Raw genomic sequence first — 17,720 nt, forward strand, 5'->3', positions numbered from 1 at the left:
AGCTCCCGATGCTGTCCGTCCTCCTGGCCGTGTTGCTCACCCAGGCCCCGCCCGCGCCGCCGCGGCAGCAGGGCGTCCCCATCGGAAAGGGCAAGACACCCCCCACGGTGCGCCTCACCGCTCCCTCGGGCGGTTGGACGGTGGACCGGATGCTGCTCGTGGAGGGAACGGTGAGCGACACCACCATCGATCCGGTGGTGCTCTCCATCAACGGCGACCGCTACCTGATGCGCACCTTTGGCGGGCGCTTCCGGCGCAAGTTCCCCGCCGCCAGCGGCAAGAACGTCGTCACGGTCATGGCCACCAACCAGGGGGGCACCACGCGCGCCCAGGCCACCAGCTACGCGCAGATTCCCCCCGTGCCCCTCAAGGCCATCCTCACCAGTGACACCGAGGGCGTCTACACGGACCTGCACATCTACGAGCCTACCCAGGACAGCCTCACGCCGGGCAAGGACGGCAAGGGCGCGCAGCTGGACCTGCGCAAGATGGCGCACGTGTACTGGGCCAACACCGAGAGCCCCAGCGGGGGCACCTTCTTCCTCAACGAGCAGGGCGAGTCGTCCTTCGACGATCCCGCCTACGGCCCCTACCTCTACGTGCACCGGGCCCCGCCCCAGGGCCTCTACCTCATCGCCACCAACTACTGGCCCAGCGGCGACAAGGCCCACACCGTGGCCACGCTCAACGTGGCGCTCTACGAGGGCACGCCCCAGGAGGTGCGCCGCATGGTGCGCATTCCGCTCGCCACGCCCGGCTCCACGCGCGTGCTCGCGTGGGTGAACGTGCTGGGCGAGGGCAAGGCCGAGGTGTACGTGCCCGGCCAGGGCCCGGTCCCCAAGTCCCCCGCGTGGCCCGTCAACCTGGAGGACGCCGTCAAGACGCTCACCCAGGGCGGCGGCTCGGACGAAGGCGAAGGCGAGTGAGGGCCCCGGCCCGCCATGCTCTCCCTGCTCCTGCTCCTGTCGCTCCACGCCGCGCCCGCCGGCTCCGACGAGGCCCCGCTGCGCCGCGAGGTGGCCCGCGTGGCGATCGCCCAGGTGCGCCAGATGGATCCCTCGTGGCACCCGGCGCAGCGTGATTGCGCGGGCTTCGTGCGTTTCGTCTTCCGCGGTGCCTACCGGCGCTGGCGCCCCGAGCGGCTCGCCACGCCCCTGTGGCGCGATGACCGGGGCCAGCCCAGTGACTTCGCGGACGCCGAGACGCTGCTCGCCCAGGCCTTCGTGCCGCTCGGCCGGGACGGGGCCACGCGCGAATCGTTGCGCACCGGGGACGTGGTGGCCTTCCGCCTGGAGCGCGACGCCGGCCCCGTCTTCCACCTGATGCTCGTGGTGCGCCCCGAGGACAAGGCGCATGCCCCCACGCGCGTCGTCTATCATCCGGGGGAGCCGGGCGCCGCGGTGCGCACCGGCGTCCTCCAGTCGCTCGTCACCGAGGCGCCCCTGGAGTGGCGTCCGGTGCCTCAGAACACCGCCTTCCTCGGCTTCTTCCGCTTCAAGGAGTGGACACGATGAACCCTCCCTCATCCCCGCCGGGAGCTCCGCCGCCCCCCGCGCCTCCGGGCCGCAAGGGACCTCCCCGCGCCCTGCTCGTGGGCGCCGGCGTCGCCGTGCTCGCGGGCGTGTTCGCCGCCGCCTTCTTCCTCGGCCGGGGCAGTGCTCCCGCCCCGTCGTCCTCCGGCAACCCCAGCGCCCCCGCGTCCTCCGGCGAGGCCTCGAGTGGCACGGGCCTGTTGCAAGCCCTGCCACCCGCGCCCGACAAGCCCCGGAAGATGGACGTGCCCTCCGAGGCCGTACGCCCCGCCTTCTGGGTGGACGTCTACACGCCGGGCGAGGTGCGCGAGGCGCTCACGGGCAACACGTGGCTCCAGGAGCAGCTGCGCAAGCCGCTCGGCCAGGGCTTCGTGGGCGGCTGGGCCGCGATGCTCGGCACCCGGAGCGAGGAGCTCGGCCTGGGCTTCAAGGGCGCCGTATTCGACGTGCTCGCCGGACAGCTCCTCTCGGCCCCCTTCCGCGTGGTGTGGTTCTCCGGAGACACCCGCACCGGCACTCCCGCCATCCTCGTGCCCGAGCCCGGCAACACCGTCATGGCCGCCTTCGACGGCATGGCCGGGGCGGTGCGCCGCGACGTGCTCACGGCCGACGCGTGTCCGGGAGGGCAGGGCGAGGTGCCGGGCAAGGGCTTCACGCTGACGCGCTGGCTCGTGGCCGAGCAGTCCCTGTGGGCGGCGCGCACGGATGACCGGATGGTGTTCGGCCGGAGCCCGGCCGTCGTGCTGCAGGGCCTGTGCGAGCCCCACCTGGACCTGGAGCCGCCCGAGGAGGTGGACCTGGAGCTGGGCTTCTCCCCCGAGGCGCTCGGCCGCGAGGCGCAGCTGCTCACGCACGTGATGGGGGTGTCCCAGGGCATCCGCTTCCAGTTCGCCGCCGAGGGCAACCGGCTGGTGGGCCGGGGCATCACCGGGCCCGTGGCGGACGATCCCCGGCTGGACAGCGCCCCCCTGTCCGAGGAGCTGCTCAAGCTCATCCCCGAGGAGACGCCCGTGCTGCTGGCGCTCCAGCTCAAGCTGCCCGAGCTGCTCGACGCGGACAGCCTCAAGACGTTCTGGGCGGGCGGGGGCGCGGACATGGCGGTGCGCACGCGTCAGGTGGCGCTGGTGTGGACGCCCCGGGGGGATGCGAGCCTGCCTTCCGAGGTGGCCCTCATCTGGGGCCGGCCCGAGGACGCGGTGGCGCTCGACACGCTCTTCTCCGGACCCAACCGGATGGAGCGCGAGACGCTGTGCGGCCACCACGTGCTGGCCTCCACCCCCGCCGTGCTCGAGCGGCTGCGCAAGGCGTGCGCGGGCCAGGTGCCCAACCTGCTGCACGCGGCTCCCCCCGTCGTGGCGGGGCTGCGCGAGAAGGGCTCGGTGTCCTTCGGCGTGCGCACGGGCACGTTGCTCGGCGGGTTGATGGTGGACGGGTACACGTCGCAGGTGTCCTCCGGAGAAGGCGCGAAGCCGCCCGCGCGCAAGGTGCCCGCGGAGATCGAGGCCGCGCGCAAGGATCTCGAAACGCTTCCGTACATCGGCCTGCGCGGCACGGTGGATGGCAACCGGCTGGTGCCGGGAGGGTTTGGTTCATGAAGTCCATCGCTCGCATCGCGGCCCTGGCCGCGCTGGTGTCCGCCGGGATGGCCGCGGCCAAGCCGCTCTACATCACCGTCCCCCGCGCCTACGGCAGCCACGAGCCCGTCGCCGTGGACGTGGCCTTCGAGAGCAAGGGGCCCGTGGAGCTGCGGGTGCTCAAACCCGACAACCTCCAGGCCTTCATCCGCGCGCAGGGCGACATCCGCCGCGCGTACGAGACGCCGCCCACGCTCGCTAATCCGGGCAACGCGCTCAGCCGCGGCCTCAACGCCACGCGCTCCCCGGGCACCTTCCTGCTCAACGCGCTCGACACCGGCTTCCGCGAGGCGGTGGCGCCGCGTCTGCCCGCGCGGCCTCCCGCGCCTCCGGGCCAGCCGCTCGCCCGCGTGGCCGAGGGCGCGCGCAAGCTCGTGGGCGTGCCCGCCGGCTTCACCGCGGTGCGCAGCCAGTGGTTGAACCTGGACCTGGGCGGCACGGATTCCGAGTTCAGCGTGCCGGGCTTCGACACCTCCTTCTACAACAGTGGCTTCCAGGAGCGCCGGGTGACGCTCGCGCCCCTGCCGACCGGCACCTACCTGGTCCAGCTCGTCCAGGGCCGCGTGGAGGGACAGGTGGTGCTCGTCGTCACGGATCTCACCGTGCAGCTCAAGCAGACGGATGGCCAGGTGCTGGTGCGCGTGGCGGGGAGGGATCAGCGGCCCCGCGTGGGCGCCCAGGTGCAGGTGTACCTGCCCAACGGCAAGGGCCCCACGGGCACCACGGACGCGCAGGGCGAGGTGCGGCTGCCCGTGCAGGAGCCACGCATCATCGCCACCGCCACGGCCGGCGGGGACACGGCGCTGGTGGACACGGACTTCTATTCGTCGCTCGCGGTGGCGCCCGACGTGTTCATCTACAGCGACCGGCCCATCTACAAGCCGGGCGACGAGGTGCGCTTCCGCGGGCTCGTGCGCCAGCCGGACAGCTACCTCGCGCGCCTGTTCACCCCCCGCCGCCGCGACGTGGCGGTGAAGCTCGTGTCGGCCGAGGGCCGCGAGGTGAAGACGCAGGCGCGGGTGGACGAGTTCGGCGCCTTCAACGGCAGCGTGAAGGTGCCCGAGGATCTGGGCACCGGCGTGTTGCGCGTCACGGCCGAGCTGGACAGCCAGCCGCACCAGGGCGAGGCGCGCGTGCAGGACTACGTGAAGCCCACCTTCTACCTGGAGCTGCGGCCGGAGTCGGAGACGGTGGTGCCGGGCCAGTCCATCAAGGCCACGGTGCAGGCGCGCCGGTATGACGGGGCCGTGCCTCCGCAGACGCGCTACGAGGTGTTCCTCTACCGCACGCTGCTGGACGCGCCGGCCTGGGTGGATGACGCGGGCCTGGGCGGGCAGGGCAGCGCGGTGACGTACGGCAGCGCCTCCACCACGGAGGGCAAGCTGAGCGTGCCCGAGCGCCTGTACTCCACGGTGGCCCAGCGCGAGGTGGAGGAGGACCCGTGGGCGAGCGCCGCGACGTTCGATGCCGAGGGCAACGCGGTGATCGAAATCCCCGTGCCCGCGCTCAAGCCGGGCGAGGAGCGCCTGCCCTACCGCTACACCCTCACGGTGCGCGCGCGGGATGACCAGAAGACGTTCGCCAACGCGAGCGCCACCTTCTTCCTGTCCAAGGTGGAGGTGCTGGGCAGCGCGCGCTACTCGGCGGCGGTGGTGAAGAAGGGCGGCGAGGCGACGTTGAGCGTGCGTGCCACCACGCTGTCCGGCAAGCCCTACGGCGTCACGCCGGGCGAGGTGGAGTTCGTGCTGCGCCGCGCGGATGGCGAGGAGAAGAGCCTGGGCAAGAAGAGCTTCACCACGGGGCCGGACGGCACGGTGCGCGAGAAGGTGCCCACCTCGGACGCGGGCGCGGTGCTGGCGCGCGTCACGGTGAAGGACAAGGGCGGCGAGACGTGGACGGGCGAGGAGCAGCTGCTCGTCATCGGCGCGGAGAGCGAGCCGGTGGCGCAGGTGCCCACGCTGACGCTGGCGGCGCTCGCGAGCACGCTGTCTCCGGGCGACACGGCGCAGCTCGTGGGCCTGCTGCCCCAGGGCTGGGGCCCCAACGGCACGGACGGCGGCCCGGTGTGGGTGACGCTCACGGGCGCGGGGGTGTACGGCACGAAGCTGCTCGAGCTGAAGGGCCGCACGCTCGTGTACGACTTCGAGGTGGAGAAGCGCTTTGGCAGCGCGGTGTACGCGTCGGTGGCGTACCCCACGGCGGCGGGCGGCTGGGAGGAGCGCACGGTGGGCTTCCGCATCGTCCCCGCCGAGCGCACGCTGCGCGTGTCGTTGCAGCCCCGGCGCGCCGAGGCCACGCCCCTCACCGAGCAGGTCATCGACCTCCGGGTGACGAACCACGAGGGCGAGGGCGTGGTGTCGCAGGTGTCCGTGGGCGTGGTGGACAAGGCCGTCTACGCCATCCAGAGCGAGTTCCGGCCCAAGGTGCTCGACTTCTTCTACCCGCCGGGCCGCGACAACGTGGCCACCTTCGTGTCCTCCGAGTTCCAGGGCTACGGCTACGGCGAGGCCATCGCCCGCAAGCTCTCGGGGCTGCCGGACCATGCCTTCGCCTCCATCAAGCCGCCCACGCGGCAGGCCAAGGATCTGGAGCGCGACACGGCCTTCTGGAGCCCCTCCATCGTCACGGACCGGGACGGCCGGGCCACGGTGCGCTTCAAGCTGCCCTCCAACCAGACGCTCTGGGTGGTGACGGGCGTGGCGGCGGACACCTCGGGCCGCTTCGGCGAGGGCACGGCGGAGTTCGCCACGCGCGGCGGGCTCGCCCTGTACGCGGCGCTGCCGCAGTTCCTCCGCCAGGGTGACGAGGCGCGCGCGTCGGTGCGCCTGTCGGCGGGGGAGAAGTCTCCGGACAGCCAGCAGTTGAACGTGCGGCTCGTGGCGTCGGGCGTGCTCGACGCCGCCGAGGATCAGCGCAAGGTGCAGCTCGCCAAGGGGGGAGAGCAGGTGCTGCCCCTGTCCCTGAAGACGAAGGGCGCGGGCATGGCGCAGCTCGCCGTGGAGGTGACGGGGGGCAAGGAGCCGTTGAGGGACAGGCACGTGCTGGACGTGCGCCCGGCGGTGCTCGAGGAGCCGGTGAAGGTGTCGAAGTGGGGCGGCGGCGAGCTGTCCCTGCCCGCGGCGCCGAGCGCGACGGTGGCGGACGTGGAGCTGGTGTTGCAGCCGTCGATCGTGGACGCGGCGCTCGCCAACGTGCGGGAGCTGCTCACCTACCCGTACGGGTGCCTGGAGCAGCTCGTGTCCACCACGGTGCCCAACGTGGCGCTGTACCAGACGCTCAAGAAAGCGGGCGCGCTGGAGTCGCTCGACACGGACAGCCAGGGGCTGCTCGCCGAGGCGCGCAGCCGCGCGGTGCAGGGCACGGCGCGCATCCTGGACATGGGGGTGAAGGGCGGCGGCTTCACCTGGTTCAGCGGCTACAACCAGGCGGACCTGCCCATGACGCTCATCGCGCTGGACGGGCTCGCGTACGCGATGGAGGCGGGGCTCGTGGACCGCAACGAGCCGCGCATCACCGAGAGCCTGCGCTGGCTGGAGGCCCAGGAGGGCCTGCCCTTCGAGTGGGACGCCACGCGGGCGTGGGTGCTGGCGCGCATGGACGGCGAGCGGCAGGCGGCCCGGGTGCGCGCGCTGGTGGAGGCCGCGCCGCCGGGAGATCTCTACCCGCTGGCGCTGGCGGTGCTGGCGGCGGAGAAGGCGGGGGTGATGAAGGAGCCCGCGCTCAAGAGCCGCATCGACACGCTGGTGGCCCAGAGCAACGAGGGCTTCGTCACGCTGGCGAAGCTGCCCGCGCCGAGCGAGGCCATGTGGCGCTATCCGCTGCGCCGGGTGGGCCTCACGGCGATCCTCGCCCACGCGGCGTCCTTCGGGAACCTGGACGTGGCCAAGGCGCGCCGGCGGCTGCTGGAGGCGCTGTCGGAGCCGGGGCTGTCCACCTTCGACAGGAGCACGGCGCTGCTGCACTCGCTGTGGCTCGTCGAGCGGGACGCGAAGGAGTTCCGCAAGCTGCCGCCGCCCGAGGTGAAGGGCACGAAGACGCCGGTGCGCTTCAGCCCGCGGGGCATGGGGCTGGTGGCGGTGCTGGAGCCGGGCACGCGCGGGGTGCAGGTGGCGGACTTCCAGGGCGTGGCGAGCCTGCGGGGCACGGCGGCCACGCCGCTCGCGGACGTGAAGCCCATGGCCGAGGGCATGAGCCTCACGCGCGCCTATTACGTCCTGCGCGAGGGCGGCAAGGTGCGGCTCGAGCCGGGGGCTTCGCTCAACCAGGGCGAGGTGGTGTACGTGGAGCTGACGCTGGACGCGCGTGGGGAGAACCGCGACCGCTCGGCGTACTACGTGGTGGAGGACGCGGTGCCGGCGGGCTTCGTGCCGCTCGTCGAGGACAAGGAGTACCGGGCGGCTCCGCACGAGCTGCCCCTGGCCCCCGAGGCGCTCAAGCGCCGCTCGCTCAGTCCCCAGCGCGCCACGTTCTTCTTCGAGGAGCCGGCGTGGTGGAGCGACAGTCCGCGCACGGTGGGCTACGTGATGCGGGCGCAGTTCGTGGGCAGCTTCTCCGCGCCGCCCGCCGTCATCGAGGACATGTACGTCACGAGCATCCGCGGCCGTACGGGCACGGACGTGCTGAAGGTGGCGCCCTCGCAGACGGACGTGGGGCCGGGCGGAGGGTGAGGGGGTGATGGGGTGGGCCGCGGTCACGGCCGTCGTGCTGGCGGCCACCCCCGTCTTCGTCACCCGGGGCGACGTCACCCCCGAGGTGGCGCTGCGCACCGAGGCGGAGGCCACCTGGCGCTCGCTGGAGGCGCGCTACGTGGCCGAGGCGGGAGGCGCGCCCGCCCGGGCACCGGCCACCGTGCTGCTCAAGCGCGGGGAGACGCTGTTGCCCTCGCGCAACGGGCAGGGCCGGCCGGGAGTGGTGGAGCTGCGGCAGGACAGCGCCGGGGTGCTGGACACGCGGCTGCGCGTGGCGCTCCGGCACGAGCTGGCGCACCAGCTGCTCTGGTGGGCCTGTCCGGCGTCGGCGGAGGACCGGCTGTTCCACGAGGCCTTCGCGCTGGCGGTGAGCGGCGAGCTGGCCGAGTGGCGCGAGGCGCCCTACCAGTCGCTGACGAGTGCCTCGGTGGAGCTGGCGCGGAGTCCGGACGTGGACACGCCACGGGCGCGCCGGGCGCTGGCGCGCGTGCTGAACGAGGACGCGGGCTTCCCGAGGGCGCTGACGCGGCGGCTGCGGCAGTGCCAGGAGGGGACGCGCTGGACGGTGCCGCTGTCGGTGGGAGAGCTGGCCGGACACGCGGAGCGGAGCGCCGCTCAGGCCACGGTGGTGCTCAGCCGGCACTCGGGCGAGGTGCTCTTCTCCGAGGGGGCGTTCCGCACGGCCATGCCCTACGGCTCGACGCTCAAGCCCTTCGTGGTGGCGGGGAGCACGGAGGCGCCTCCGGTGCTCGCGCCCCGAGCGGAGGTGGCGGAGTGGGGGTGCGGCGAGCGGATGCCGGAGCGGATGGACGTGAGGACGGCGCTCCTGCGCTCGTGCAACGGCTACTTCCTGGACTGGGAGGGGAAGGGGAGCGCGCCGAGGGCCTTCGGGGCCTGGGGGCCGGTGCTGTCGGCGGTGGGCCTGTCGAGCGAGCCGCTGGACATGGCGGATGCCATCGGCCTGCGCGCGACGCTGAGCCTGTCTCCATGGGGGTTGGCGCAGGCGTACCGGTTGCTGGCCGAGGCGCGGCCGGACGTGCTGACGTGGCTCGCGGACAACGCGGCGCGGGGGACGCTGTCGGAGCTGCCCGCGTCGAAGGACTACGCGGGCGTGGCGACGAAGACGGGGACGGTGCGGGACGCGGAGAGCCGGCCGGTGCTCGGGTGGATTGTCGCGGTGGACGCGGACCTGGTGGCGGTGGTGGCGAGGCCGGGGAAGATGCCGAGGGCCTTCGCGGACGAGGTGCCCCGGCTGCTCGCGCGGGTGCGGAGCCAGCGAGGGGGGCTGGAGGCGGCGCGGGTGCAGGTGCTGGGGCTGGTGTCCCCGGACGCGGTGGAGGCGCGGTGCCCGGGGGCGGGCTTCGTGCTGGAGGACGGCACGCCGCGGGCGGTGCCAGGAGACTTCACGAAGCTGGAGCCGTGGGTGAGGAAGGGCGGGGCGGTGTGCCTGGGCAGTCCCTGGCGGGTGCGCTTTCCCGAGGTGCCCGCGGGCCGTGACTACGCGGGGGTGCTCACCTGGTCGCCGCCGCCGCCCTACGCGCCCCCGGCGGGAGTGCCCACGAGCCCCACGGCGCTCAAGGCGAGGCGGGGCTCGGCGTATGTCTTTCGCACCACGCGGCTGCAATACACGGCCGGGGTGGTGACGGCGGAGGACGCGGCGGTGAAGGGGGAGGCGAGGGTGGCGTTGGCACGGGTGGTGGCACACAACGAGCGGCACGCGGACAGCCGTCACCCGGGCCGGGCCGTCTGCGATACGACGCATTGCCAGTCCTTCCAGGGCACGGTGCGCATCGCGCCCGAGGACGCGCGGGCCTTGCGGTTGCCGGCGCTGCGCTGGCGCGAGTGGCTGACCTTCTCCAAGGGAGGACAGGAGCCCTGGACGCAGACGCGTCCGCGCGCGCAGGTGGAGTCCCTGTTGGGCCGGGGCGTGACGGCGGTGCGCTTCGCCGGGGGGCGCGTGCACTACCTGCGCACGAGGAGCGAGGGCGGAGCGGTGTTCGACGCGCCCGAGTCCCTGCCCTGTGAGGTGTTGCGCTCCACGCTGAAATTGCCCGCGTGTCCCCGGAGCGCGGCCTTCGAGGGCTCGCGCGTCACGTTCCAGGGACAGGGCCAGGGACATGGCGAGGGGCTCGACGTCGAGGCGGCGAAAGCGAGCGGGGCCCCACAGGAACAACTCCTGGAGACCGCCTACGGCGCCCGGTGAGTGAGAGAACGCACCCTTCCCAGGACATCACCTTCCCGCCGTTTCACCCCGCGCGTTCGGGCCCCGAGGCCACCAGAGGGCACCCAGCCTCAACGCGAGCGCGTCGAACGGCTCCGCGAAAACCTCCTGGTCGCCCGTGTGCCGGGCGATGAGCCGCCAGCCCCGAGCTCGTCGGCGATGGATCTCCAGGGTCTGGGTGGGCGGGTCCACCAGCCAGACATGGCCCACGCCCTCGCGGTGATAGAACGGAAGTTTGCGCTCCCGGTCGATGCTCACCGACGCGGGGGAGAGGATCTCGCAGACCCAGTCCGGAGCGATCGTGGCGAAGGGCGCATCCTTGAAGGAGGGAACTGGCACCCGCTCGCGGCGCCACCCGGCGAGATCCGGAACGAGGACGTTTCCGCCCAGGTGAAGCTCCGGCTCGTAGAGGAGCCACCAGCCGCCACGCGTCTCGGGCTGTCCCAGATCGAAGGCCATGCCCAACAGGGCACTGAGCGCCAGGCCCACTCGCGCATGTGGCAGGGCGGGCCTCGGTGAGGCCACCAGTTCGTCCTCCAGGATTTCCCCCACCCATCCGACCGGCAGCGCCTCGATGTCCTCATAGGTCGCCGCGCGCCTGCTCTTCTTCATGTCCGACCCCCGCTCCTGGTGAGCCCGTGGCTTGCCCGAAGCGGGCTCACCATGTGACTTCTCCCATTCTACGCCGGGGTCTGACTTCTAAAGGAGGGGAACACCGTCACGGCGTGCCCCATCGGACAGGTGTGCCCCACGCCGAGCTTCCGCAGGGGCAGATACACCCGGAGCCGCACCGTGGCCGCTCCTGACGAGGGCTCAGCAGGTGCGGTTACAGGAGGCCTCGCAAGAGCTGCGCCGCGATACACATTGCGCGATCGCCGACGAGTTGTTGCCAGCGCTGTTCAGGCAGGTCTGATAGGTGGGGTTGCACGTCGAACAGCAGACGAGACAGGCGAGGCCGACACACGCCTCGGCCTCTTGCGCGGGAAGGGCCACGGCGCCGAGCGCGCCCAGGGTCAGTCCAAGAAACCCCATCTTCAATGTCTTCATCATGGTTCAACTCCTCGACCTGGTTGTGACGGTGGGTTCAGTCCTTCAGGGTCTGGCCGCCGGGCGGCCAGCTTTCGACTCTCCACTTGCTCCGTGAACTGTCCGGGAGAACGAGGCGGGGTCAGCAAATGCGGACGCAGCTGCTCTCGCAAATGGAACGCTGCGCATTGCAGATTTCGATCCCCACCCTGGTGTTGCCGGAGCTGTTCAAGCACAGCTGGAACCGCGGGTTGCAGGTCGAACAGCAGTCACCTCTTCCTCCCGCCATCTGGGCCGGTTCGTTCGCCGCGGCTTCCCGCGCGGGAGCGGCCACGGCGCCGAGCGCGCCCAGCGCCAGTCCGAAGAGTCCCATCTTCAATGTCTTCATCATGTTGAATCTCCTGGTGATTGGTTTGGACTGGCGAAAACCCTCTGAGGACTCGAGCGTCAGCAAGTCCGCTTGCAGGTGCTCTCGCATTCCTGGCGCTGCATCGTACAGATGAGGAGGGTGTTGATGTCGCCGCCCGCGTTGGTGATGCAGCGCTGGTATCTGGGGTTGCAGGACGAGCAGCAGAGCGGCTGCGCGATCACCTGCGCCTCGGCTTCATGCGCGGGGAAGGCCACGGCGCCGAGCGCGCCCATCGCCAGTCCGAAAAGTCCCATCTTCAATGCCTTCATCATGGTTCAATTCCTTTGACTGATTGTGTTCTGCTGGTTGTGACAGGGGTTCAGCTCTTCGTGCTCTTGCCGTCAGGCGACCAGTTCGCGACTCCCTGTTCCGCCAGGCGAGGGTCTCCCGAGCAGGATTCAGGGCTTCAGCGATGCCGGGAGTCCTGTTCAATTCCCGTCTTCATCCATATGCCTGGAAACGTTACGATTTGTCAAACCGGATGAATACACCCAGACTGTTATTGGTTTCTCATTGCCCGAGTCCGTCTCCAGTTTCTGAAAAAGTACGCATCGTCCCGGGTGCTCATCCCCGCGCGAGCGTGCCGTGCGAGTCTATGTCCGGTCTCGCGTCGCCGAAGCACCAACCCATCGTCTCTCCCCACCTGCCCAAGCCCGCCGGTCCCTACTCCCCCGGAGTGTCCGGCCCGCGCGCGCATGGCGGGGCAACCCGCCTCCAGGCACGGACTTCCCGAGCGGTCTTCCGGATTGACCTTCCGGGTCTGTACATCCGCCCGACATCCGGAGTAGGAAAGCGGGGTGTGGGAGGAGGCCAGATGAGTGACACGAGGGACTGGAAGGGCCAGCGCGTCGGCCCGTACTGGATTGGCGAGCGGTACCTGGAGATGCCCGAGGACGAGTGCCAAATCCACGAGGCGCACCACGTGGAGACGGGGGTTGCCGCGCTGGCGGTGATCCCTCCCGGCGGTGATGACTGGCGCCTGCCCACGACCTGGAGCCTGCGGACCACGAACTTCCCCGAGCCCGGCGTCCTCATCCTGGACGCCGAGTCAGGGGCCGACGCTCCGGCGCCGACCACGCACGAGCTGGCCCTGGGCGCCATCCGCACGGCAGGGGCCCTCGCGAGCCTTGATGCTTCGGGAGAAGCCCCGCCGCACTTCGCGCGGAAGTCGCCTCCCGCGCGTGCACCTTACCCGGGCCTGTGCTGGGCCCTCGTGGGAGTGGGGCTCGTGTTCGCGGCGGGACTCGCTTTGATGCTCTGGCCGGACACCCCCGGCCCAACTCCGGTGCACTTCGCACACGACAGGGGACTGCCGTTGCTCCCGGAGGAGCCCATCGCCTTCGGCAACGCGCGGGGGCCCTCCATGCCCATCGTGATCGGCTATCCCATGCCGGAGAAACCCTTCAAGCAACAGGCGACGCCGCCCTGCATCCCCGTGACGGAAGTAGAGATTCGGGGTGGCTGCTGGATCCTGCACACCCAGAGCGCCCCCTGCCCTCGCAGCACCGCCGAGTACCAGGGCAAGTGCTACATCCCCTCCAAGAAGGAAGAGCCCCAGCCACGGTCGGTTGAACAGTGATGAGAAGGGCGCGTCCTTGAGGGTAGGCCCACCCGGGCTGCGCTCGGGCGAAACGGCTGCTCTTCACGGGCCGCTACCTCCGGAGCCGCACCGTGGCCACTCTTGACGGGGGCTCAGCAGGTGCGGAGACAGACGCTCTCACAATAGCTGCGGTCCCGCACACAGGAAGAGATCGCCGACGAGTTGTTGCCAGCGCTGTTCAGGCAGGCCTGGTACCTGGGGTTGCACAGCGAGCAGCAGACGGTATTCGGCGTCTGGGCCTCGGCCTCTTGCGTGGGAAAGGCCACGGCACCCAACGCGCCCAGGGCCAGCCCGAAAAGTCCCATCTTCAATGCCTTCATCATGTTGAATCTCCTGGTGTTTGGTTGGAAACGGCGAAACCCCTCTGACGGACCCGGCGCGCTAGCACCCCGGCTTGCAGGTGCTCTCGCAAGAACTGCGCTGCATCAGGCAGATGGAGTCTCCCATCATGCCGGTGGACTTGGCCATGCAGCGCACATAGTTGGGGTTGCAGTACGAGCAGCAGGTGAGTGGCGGCTGCGCCGGGGTCGTCTGCGCCTCGGCCACCTGCGTGGGAAGCGCCACGGCGCCGAGCGCGCCCATCGCCAATCCGAAAAGTCCCGCCTTCAATGCCTTCATCATGTTGAATCTCCTGGTGGTGGGTTGGGGGCGGCGAAACCCCGCTGACGGACACGGCGTGCTAGCACCCCCGCTTGCAGGTGCTCTCGCAAGAGGTGCGAGTCACCGTACAGCTGGCGATCAGCATCGGGCTGGTGCCAGCGCTGATCAAGCACTGCTGGAACATCGGGTTACAGGCCGAGCAGCAGCCGATGTACTTGGCCGGTTCGACCGCCGCGGCTTCCTGCGCGGGAAGGGCCACGGCGCCGAGCGCGCCCATCGCCAGTCCGAAAAGTCCCGCCTTCAATGCCTTCATCATGGTTCAACTCCTTTTAGTGTTTGTGTTTACCGGCCGTGACGAGGGGTTCACCCTCTTCATGGTCTTGCCGTCAGGCGGCCAGCTCGCGACGCCCTGTTCCGCCGAGCGAGGGTCTCCCGAACAGGATTCAGGGCTGTCTGGAGTCCTCATGAATTCCCGGCTTCATCTTTATGCCGGGAACGTTGCGACTTGTCAAACTGGAACAATGCAGCCAGGCTGTTCTTGGTTTCTCATTGCCCGGGTTCGCACTCAGTTTCTGATAAAACGTGCATCGTCCCGGGAGAGCCTCCCCGCGCGAGTGAGCTGTGCGAGTCTGTCTCCCGGTCCCGCTGATTCGAGGAGGAGTGCCATGACGTCACCGAAGCACCAACCCATCGTTTCCCCAAACCTGCCCAAGCCCGCCGGTCCCTACTCCCCCGGCATGCAATTGGACCGGCTGCTCTTCATCTCCGGTCAGGGCGCCACCGACCCGGCCACCGGCCAGTCGGCCGAGGGGATCGAGGCGCAGACGGAGCAGGTGCTGCGCAACCTGGAGCGCATTCTCGTGGCGGGAGGCTCCTCCCTGCAGCACGTCCTGCGCTGTGGCGTCTTCCTCGTGGATATGAAGGAGTTCCCGCGGATGAACGCCGTCTATGAGCGTGTCTTCGCCGGGCACCGGCCCGCGCGCACCACCGTGCAGGTGTCCGCGCTGCCCGAGCCGGGCCTGCGCGTGGAGATTGACTGCATCGCGTACGTGCCCTGAGCGCCGGCCCGCGGGCCCGCGCCAGGGCCCCGAATCGCCCGCGCGGATGTGAGGGCGGCTCGCCGCCCATGGAGGTGCGAGCTAAACCACCGCGCGCCGCCTGGCGCGTGAGACATGTTCCTCCCCGGTCCGCGCGAAGCGCCGCGCCAGGTCGTCCAGACCCTCCGCGCCCTGCTTCGACACGTATTCCAGTTCCGCGGGCAGCAGGGCCTTGACGGTGACGAGCCGCACGTCGCCGAAGGGTGTGGGAAACAGTCTGGGCAGTGAGCGCGACTCCTGGCCAAGCAGCACACCCACGCGACCCCCCGAGGACACGAGGGACGCGGGCATGTCTGTCCCCGCCACCTCCAGCGCGAGGAGGCCCGCCTTGGCCCTCTCCCGCACGTGCTCGTGGGCCACCACCTCCCTGGAGACTCGCTCCAGCAGGATGTAGGGCCAGCTCTGCTCAATGGCGTCGAGGGGCAGCTCGGTCGGCTCCGTCTCCAGGGCGAGCTCCAAGCCAAAGCCCACGGAGGGCTCCAGGCGGGAGATGAAGGGGTCCGACAGGCCCTCGGAGACGAGGAGGAATCGCCCCTCCGCGCGATGGATGAGGCCCCAATTCTGGCGATGGCCCGGCCATTCGTAACAGATGGCCCTGGGGGTGCCGGCCAGCTCATCCAGCGTGCCGAGCGACTTCCACGCCGCACGTCTGGCGGCAGGGGGGGGCTCCAGAAGCTCACGGCACTTGCGCTTGTAGGCGCGCTCATCCTCGCTGATGGGACTGGGCCCGGTGACTTCCCTGAAGTCCAGTCCCGAGGCGCCGGTGCGCGTGAGGGCCTCCTTCACGTCCTCGGCGACGAGAAGGGCCCCTGGATACCCCCAGGGTCGGAAGAGCTTGGCATCGCCCACCTTGGCGGGGTCAATGCGCATACCGTAGACCGCCCGGTACTGCCCAACTTTGTCGGGCCGCCCATGCTCCGGTTTCCAGTACCGCACCTCGGTGCAGGCCGCGTCGTCGATACACTTCACGAGACGCGCGACGTTGATCAGGAAGTAAGGCGCTGAGCGCGAGTCCACCTCGACGGGGTAGAGCTGGACGTCGCTGGGAGCCAGTTCGGCAAGAGTGCTGGCGACCGATTCCGTGACCACGGGAAAATCCCCACCGTCCGCGAGTGAGAAGTCGAGCGGACTTCCAGGATGGAGAATGGGAACGCGCAGGCGACCGTCGAAATGAACGGGTGTCTCGTTCAGGTACAGCCGCTCTCCCACCTCCATTCCCTGAGCGTCAAGGGTGTTGCCCAGGACCCAGCGCTCCGGGTTGGTCATGTCCTCGGTCAGCTCAAAGTACCTTTGTGCCATGTCGGTCTCCTCGCCTCACTGGGTCCGGGTGATTAGCCTGTTGAGTTCGGAGCCCACCTCCTGGAGTTCATCGGCCAGATTCTTCAACTCCTGGGTGAGCGCCTCTCGACACTGTGCGGTGGTTTTACACCGCTTGACTGCATCCCTGAGCTGCTGAAAGACGCGCTCATGGTACTCCCTGGGGTGGGGCCCCTTGTGTCCTTGGATGCGCACCTTGTTGGCCGCGTCCTCCATCGACATGCCGGCCTTGTCGAAGAGTTCCTTGAGCTTCGGCGTCCACGGTCCGCCGCGCGCGGGGGACTTTTCATTCTCCACGGTGGCGATGTGGTGGATGTCTCCCTCGCCCTGATTCTGCATGGCGAGGAGGGCACCCGAGCCGGAGGGAAGCGTGAGAACGAGTCTGCCCTCGGCCACGGACACCGACGTCGCCTCGGAAGCCGCCGCGGGCAGGCGGAAGCGGCCCGTACTGGCGGCGTTCCGCACCGCCTGGGAGAAACCCGGCAGCCCGCTCCCCGTCATGGCCTCCTTGCCCTTGGCGCCCGCCTTCCATGTCGCCAGGAGGATGAGGACACGCAAGGTGTTGGGTCCGAGCACCTGGGCGTAGTGCTCGCTCGCGTCACGTAGCTCGTGGAACGTGCGAGCGGTCTTCGCTTTGTTCCAAAGGTCCTTCGTGGCGGAAATCAATCCCCAGAGTTCATGGCCCAGGTAGCTCCAGAGGAAGAGGGTCATCGCCAGGGCGAGTCCCTTGGAGATGGGCTCGGGTGCCATGAGCGTCACGAGATAGAGGGACAGGCCCGTGAGCAGGGCCGTCAGGGCGTGCGCGGAAGCGTCCTGGAAGACACCCGAGGCCGCTTCCACCGCGGGGGTGAGCGCGAGGAGGAGAGCCAGCGCGAACCTGTCCCGGTGGCTCAGGAGGGTGTCGTGGGGGCCCTCTCCCAGGAACCAGAAGCAGTCCCCCGGAGAGCCCCGCCGCTCACATAGGCGGGCGTAGCCATCTTCGACGCTGGAGTCCTCCGCGCCACCGGGTGGCCAGGAGGCCAGCACCAGGCGGCCCGCCAACACATTGGTGGGGCGGGGGGCCACCCGCAGGGGAACCTCCAGAACGAGCTGGGTGAAGGCCTGGCGAAACTGCGCGTCCGAAACCTGGACGGGCGCGAAGTCGCTGCTCGGTGTGAGGGTGACGTCCTGCCTGGGGGCTGGCGGGGGCGTGAGCGGATGGGCGCGGTAGCCCACGAGGAGGCCGCCACGCGGGGAGCCCGTGGCGCAGGCGGACTGGAGAAAGAGAGCGAGGAGAAGCCAGCCGACCAGCAAGGGGCGCGGCCATGCGCCAGATGGGCGCGAGCCAGCAAGACGGATGGACACGGCGCACCTCCGGAGGCAACGTGGCCAAACGCCGTCGCTCCGGAACCACGGCGCCAGCATGCCCGTCGCGAGCACCCCTCGTGACGTGTCCCATTCTACGCCGGGCTCTTGCTTCACCAGGAGGGGAGCGCCTTCACGGCGTTCCCCATTGGACAGGTGCCCCCAATCGCAGAGGGCACCGGCCCACGCGCTCATGACGGACAACGAGCCGCGCCAGGTGTTGCGCTCCACGTTTCGACGCGCGGCTCGTGG

16 protein-coding genes are annotated in these 17,720 nt (G+C 70.2%); 7 read left to right on the forward strand and 9 right to left on the reverse strand.

The annotated features are described in order from the left end of the window. The first annotated feature begins 8 nt into the window (after nt 1-8). Genes F0U63_RS18520 through F0U63_RS18540 form a run of 5 tightly spaced genes read left to right on the forward strand, consistent with a single transcriptional unit; the run spans nt 9 to nt 10,057 of the window. Nucleotides 9-926, forward strand: coding sequence for a DUF2135 domain-containing protein (locus F0U63_RS18520; protein ID WP_395847249.1), 918 nt, complete (start codon nt 9-11; stop codon nt 924-926). Between the two features lie 15 nt (nt 927-941). Further along, nucleotides 942-1,514 carry a DUF1175 family protein gene (locus F0U63_RS18525; protein ID WP_395847250.1) on the forward strand — a complete coding sequence of 191 codons (573 nt, stop codon included), beginning with the start codon at nt 942-944 and terminating at the stop codon, nt 1,512-1,514. Then, nucleotides 1,511-3,127 carry a hypothetical protein gene (locus F0U63_RS18530; protein WP_395847251.1) on the forward strand — a complete coding sequence of 539 codons (1,617 nt, stop codon included), beginning with the start codon at nt 1,511-1,513 and terminating at the stop codon, nt 3,125-3,127. The genes F0U63_RS18525 and F0U63_RS18530 overlap by 4 nt, the downstream gene beginning before the upstream one ends. Continuing rightward, nucleotides 3,124-7,833 carry an MG2 domain-containing protein gene (locus tag F0U63_RS18535; RefSeq protein WP_395847252.1) on the forward strand — a complete coding sequence of 1,570 codons (4,710 nt, stop codon included), beginning with the start codon at nt 3,124-3,126 and terminating at the stop codon, nt 7,831-7,833. Before F0U63_RS18530 ends, F0U63_RS18535 begins: the two co-directional genes overlap by 4 nt. 7 nt (nt 7,834-7,840) lie before the next feature. Beyond that, on the forward strand, nt 7,841-10,057 hold the full coding sequence (locus F0U63_RS18540; RefSeq protein WP_395847253.1) for a SpoIID/LytB domain-containing protein: 2,217 nt from the start codon (nt 7,841-7,843) through the stop codon (nt 10,055-10,057). A 27-nt stretch (nt 10,058-10,084) separates the two neighbouring features. Here the strand turns inward: F0U63_RS18540 and F0U63_RS18545 are convergent, their stop codons facing one another. From F0U63_RS18545 to F0U63_RS18560, 4 genes are all read right to left on the reverse strand, one after another. Beyond that, on the reverse strand, nt 10,085-10,687 hold the full coding sequence (locus F0U63_RS18545; RefSeq protein ID WP_395847254.1) for a Uma2 family endonuclease: 603 nt from the start codon (nt 10,685-10,687) through the stop codon (nt 10,085-10,087). Nucleotides 10,688-10,888: 201 nt separating this feature from the next. Then, on the reverse strand, nt 10,889-11,125 hold the full coding sequence (locus F0U63_RS18550; protein ID WP_395847255.1) for a hypothetical protein: 237 nt from the start codon (nt 11,123-11,125) through the stop codon (nt 10,889-10,891). Nucleotides 11,126-11,243: 118 nt separating this feature from the next. Next, nucleotides 11,244-11,492, reverse strand: a complete 249-nt coding sequence (locus tag F0U63_RS18555) for a hypothetical protein (RefSeq protein ID WP_395847256.1) — start codon at nt 11,490-11,492, stop codon at nt 11,244-11,246. A 56-nt stretch (nt 11,493-11,548) separates the two neighbouring features. Beyond that, nucleotides 11,549-11,782, reverse strand: coding sequence for a hypothetical protein (locus tag F0U63_RS18560; protein ID WP_395847257.1), 234 nt, complete (start codon nt 11,780-11,782; stop codon nt 11,549-11,551). Nucleotides 11,783-12,324: 542 nt separating this feature from the next. On the opposite strand from F0U63_RS18560, the gene F0U63_RS18565 reads away from it, so the two are divergent. Continuing rightward, complete coding sequence (locus F0U63_RS18565; protein WP_395847258.1) at nt 12,325-13,089, forward strand: hypothetical protein; 765 nt, start codon at nt 12,325-12,327, stop codon at nt 13,087-13,089. 113 nt (nt 13,090-13,202) lie between these two features. Here the strand turns inward: F0U63_RS18565 and F0U63_RS18570 are convergent, their stop codons facing one another. Genes F0U63_RS18570 through F0U63_RS18580 form a run of 3 tightly spaced genes read right to left on the reverse strand, consistent with a single transcriptional unit; the run spans nt 13,203 to nt 14,026 of the window. Continuing rightward, the gene (locus F0U63_RS18570; protein WP_395847259.1) at nt 13,203-13,433 is read right to left on the reverse strand and encodes a hypothetical protein; all 231 of its coding nucleotides are present in this window, start codon (nt 13,431-13,433) and stop codon (nt 13,203-13,205) included. Between the two features lie 58 nt (nt 13,434-13,491). Then, the gene (locus F0U63_RS18575; protein ID WP_395847260.1) at nt 13,492-13,731 is read right to left on the reverse strand and encodes a hypothetical protein; all 240 of its coding nucleotides are present in this window, start codon (nt 13,729-13,731) and stop codon (nt 13,492-13,494) included. A gap of 58 nt (nt 13,732-13,789) precedes the next feature. Continuing rightward, complete coding sequence (locus tag F0U63_RS18580; RefSeq protein WP_395847261.1) at nt 13,790-14,026, reverse strand: hypothetical protein; 237 nt, start codon at nt 14,024-14,026, stop codon at nt 13,790-13,792. A gap of 349 nt (nt 14,027-14,375) precedes the next feature. On the opposite strand from F0U63_RS18580, the gene F0U63_RS18585 reads away from it, so the two are divergent. Next, entirely contained in the window at nt 14,376-14,768 is a 393-nt protein-coding gene (locus tag F0U63_RS18585) for a RidA family protein (RefSeq protein WP_395847262.1), read from the forward strand. Between the two features lie 81 nt (nt 14,769-14,849). On the opposite strand, the gene F0U63_RS18590 is transcribed toward F0U63_RS18585, so the two are convergent. Together F0U63_RS18590 and F0U63_RS18595 are read right to left on the reverse strand one after the other, a co-directional pair. Continuing rightward, entirely contained in the window at nt 14,850-16,106 is a 1,257-nt protein-coding gene (locus F0U63_RS18590; RefSeq protein ID WP_395847263.1) for an imm11 family protein, read from the reverse strand. A gap of 15 nt (nt 16,107-16,121) precedes the next feature. Next, nucleotides 16,122-17,339: an AHH domain-containing protein gene (locus F0U63_RS18595; RefSeq protein WP_395847264.1), complete on the reverse strand. Its 1,218-nt coding sequence runs from the start codon at nt 17,337-17,339 to the stop codon at nt 16,122-16,124. Nucleotides 17,340-17,720: the final 381 nt, after the last annotated feature.

Origin of the sequence: Cystobacter fuscus, from assembly GCF_044360685.1 — a bacterium.
Classification (GTDB): Bacteria; Myxococcota; Myxococcia; order Myxococcales; family Myxococcaceae; genus Cystobacter; species Cystobacter fuscus_C.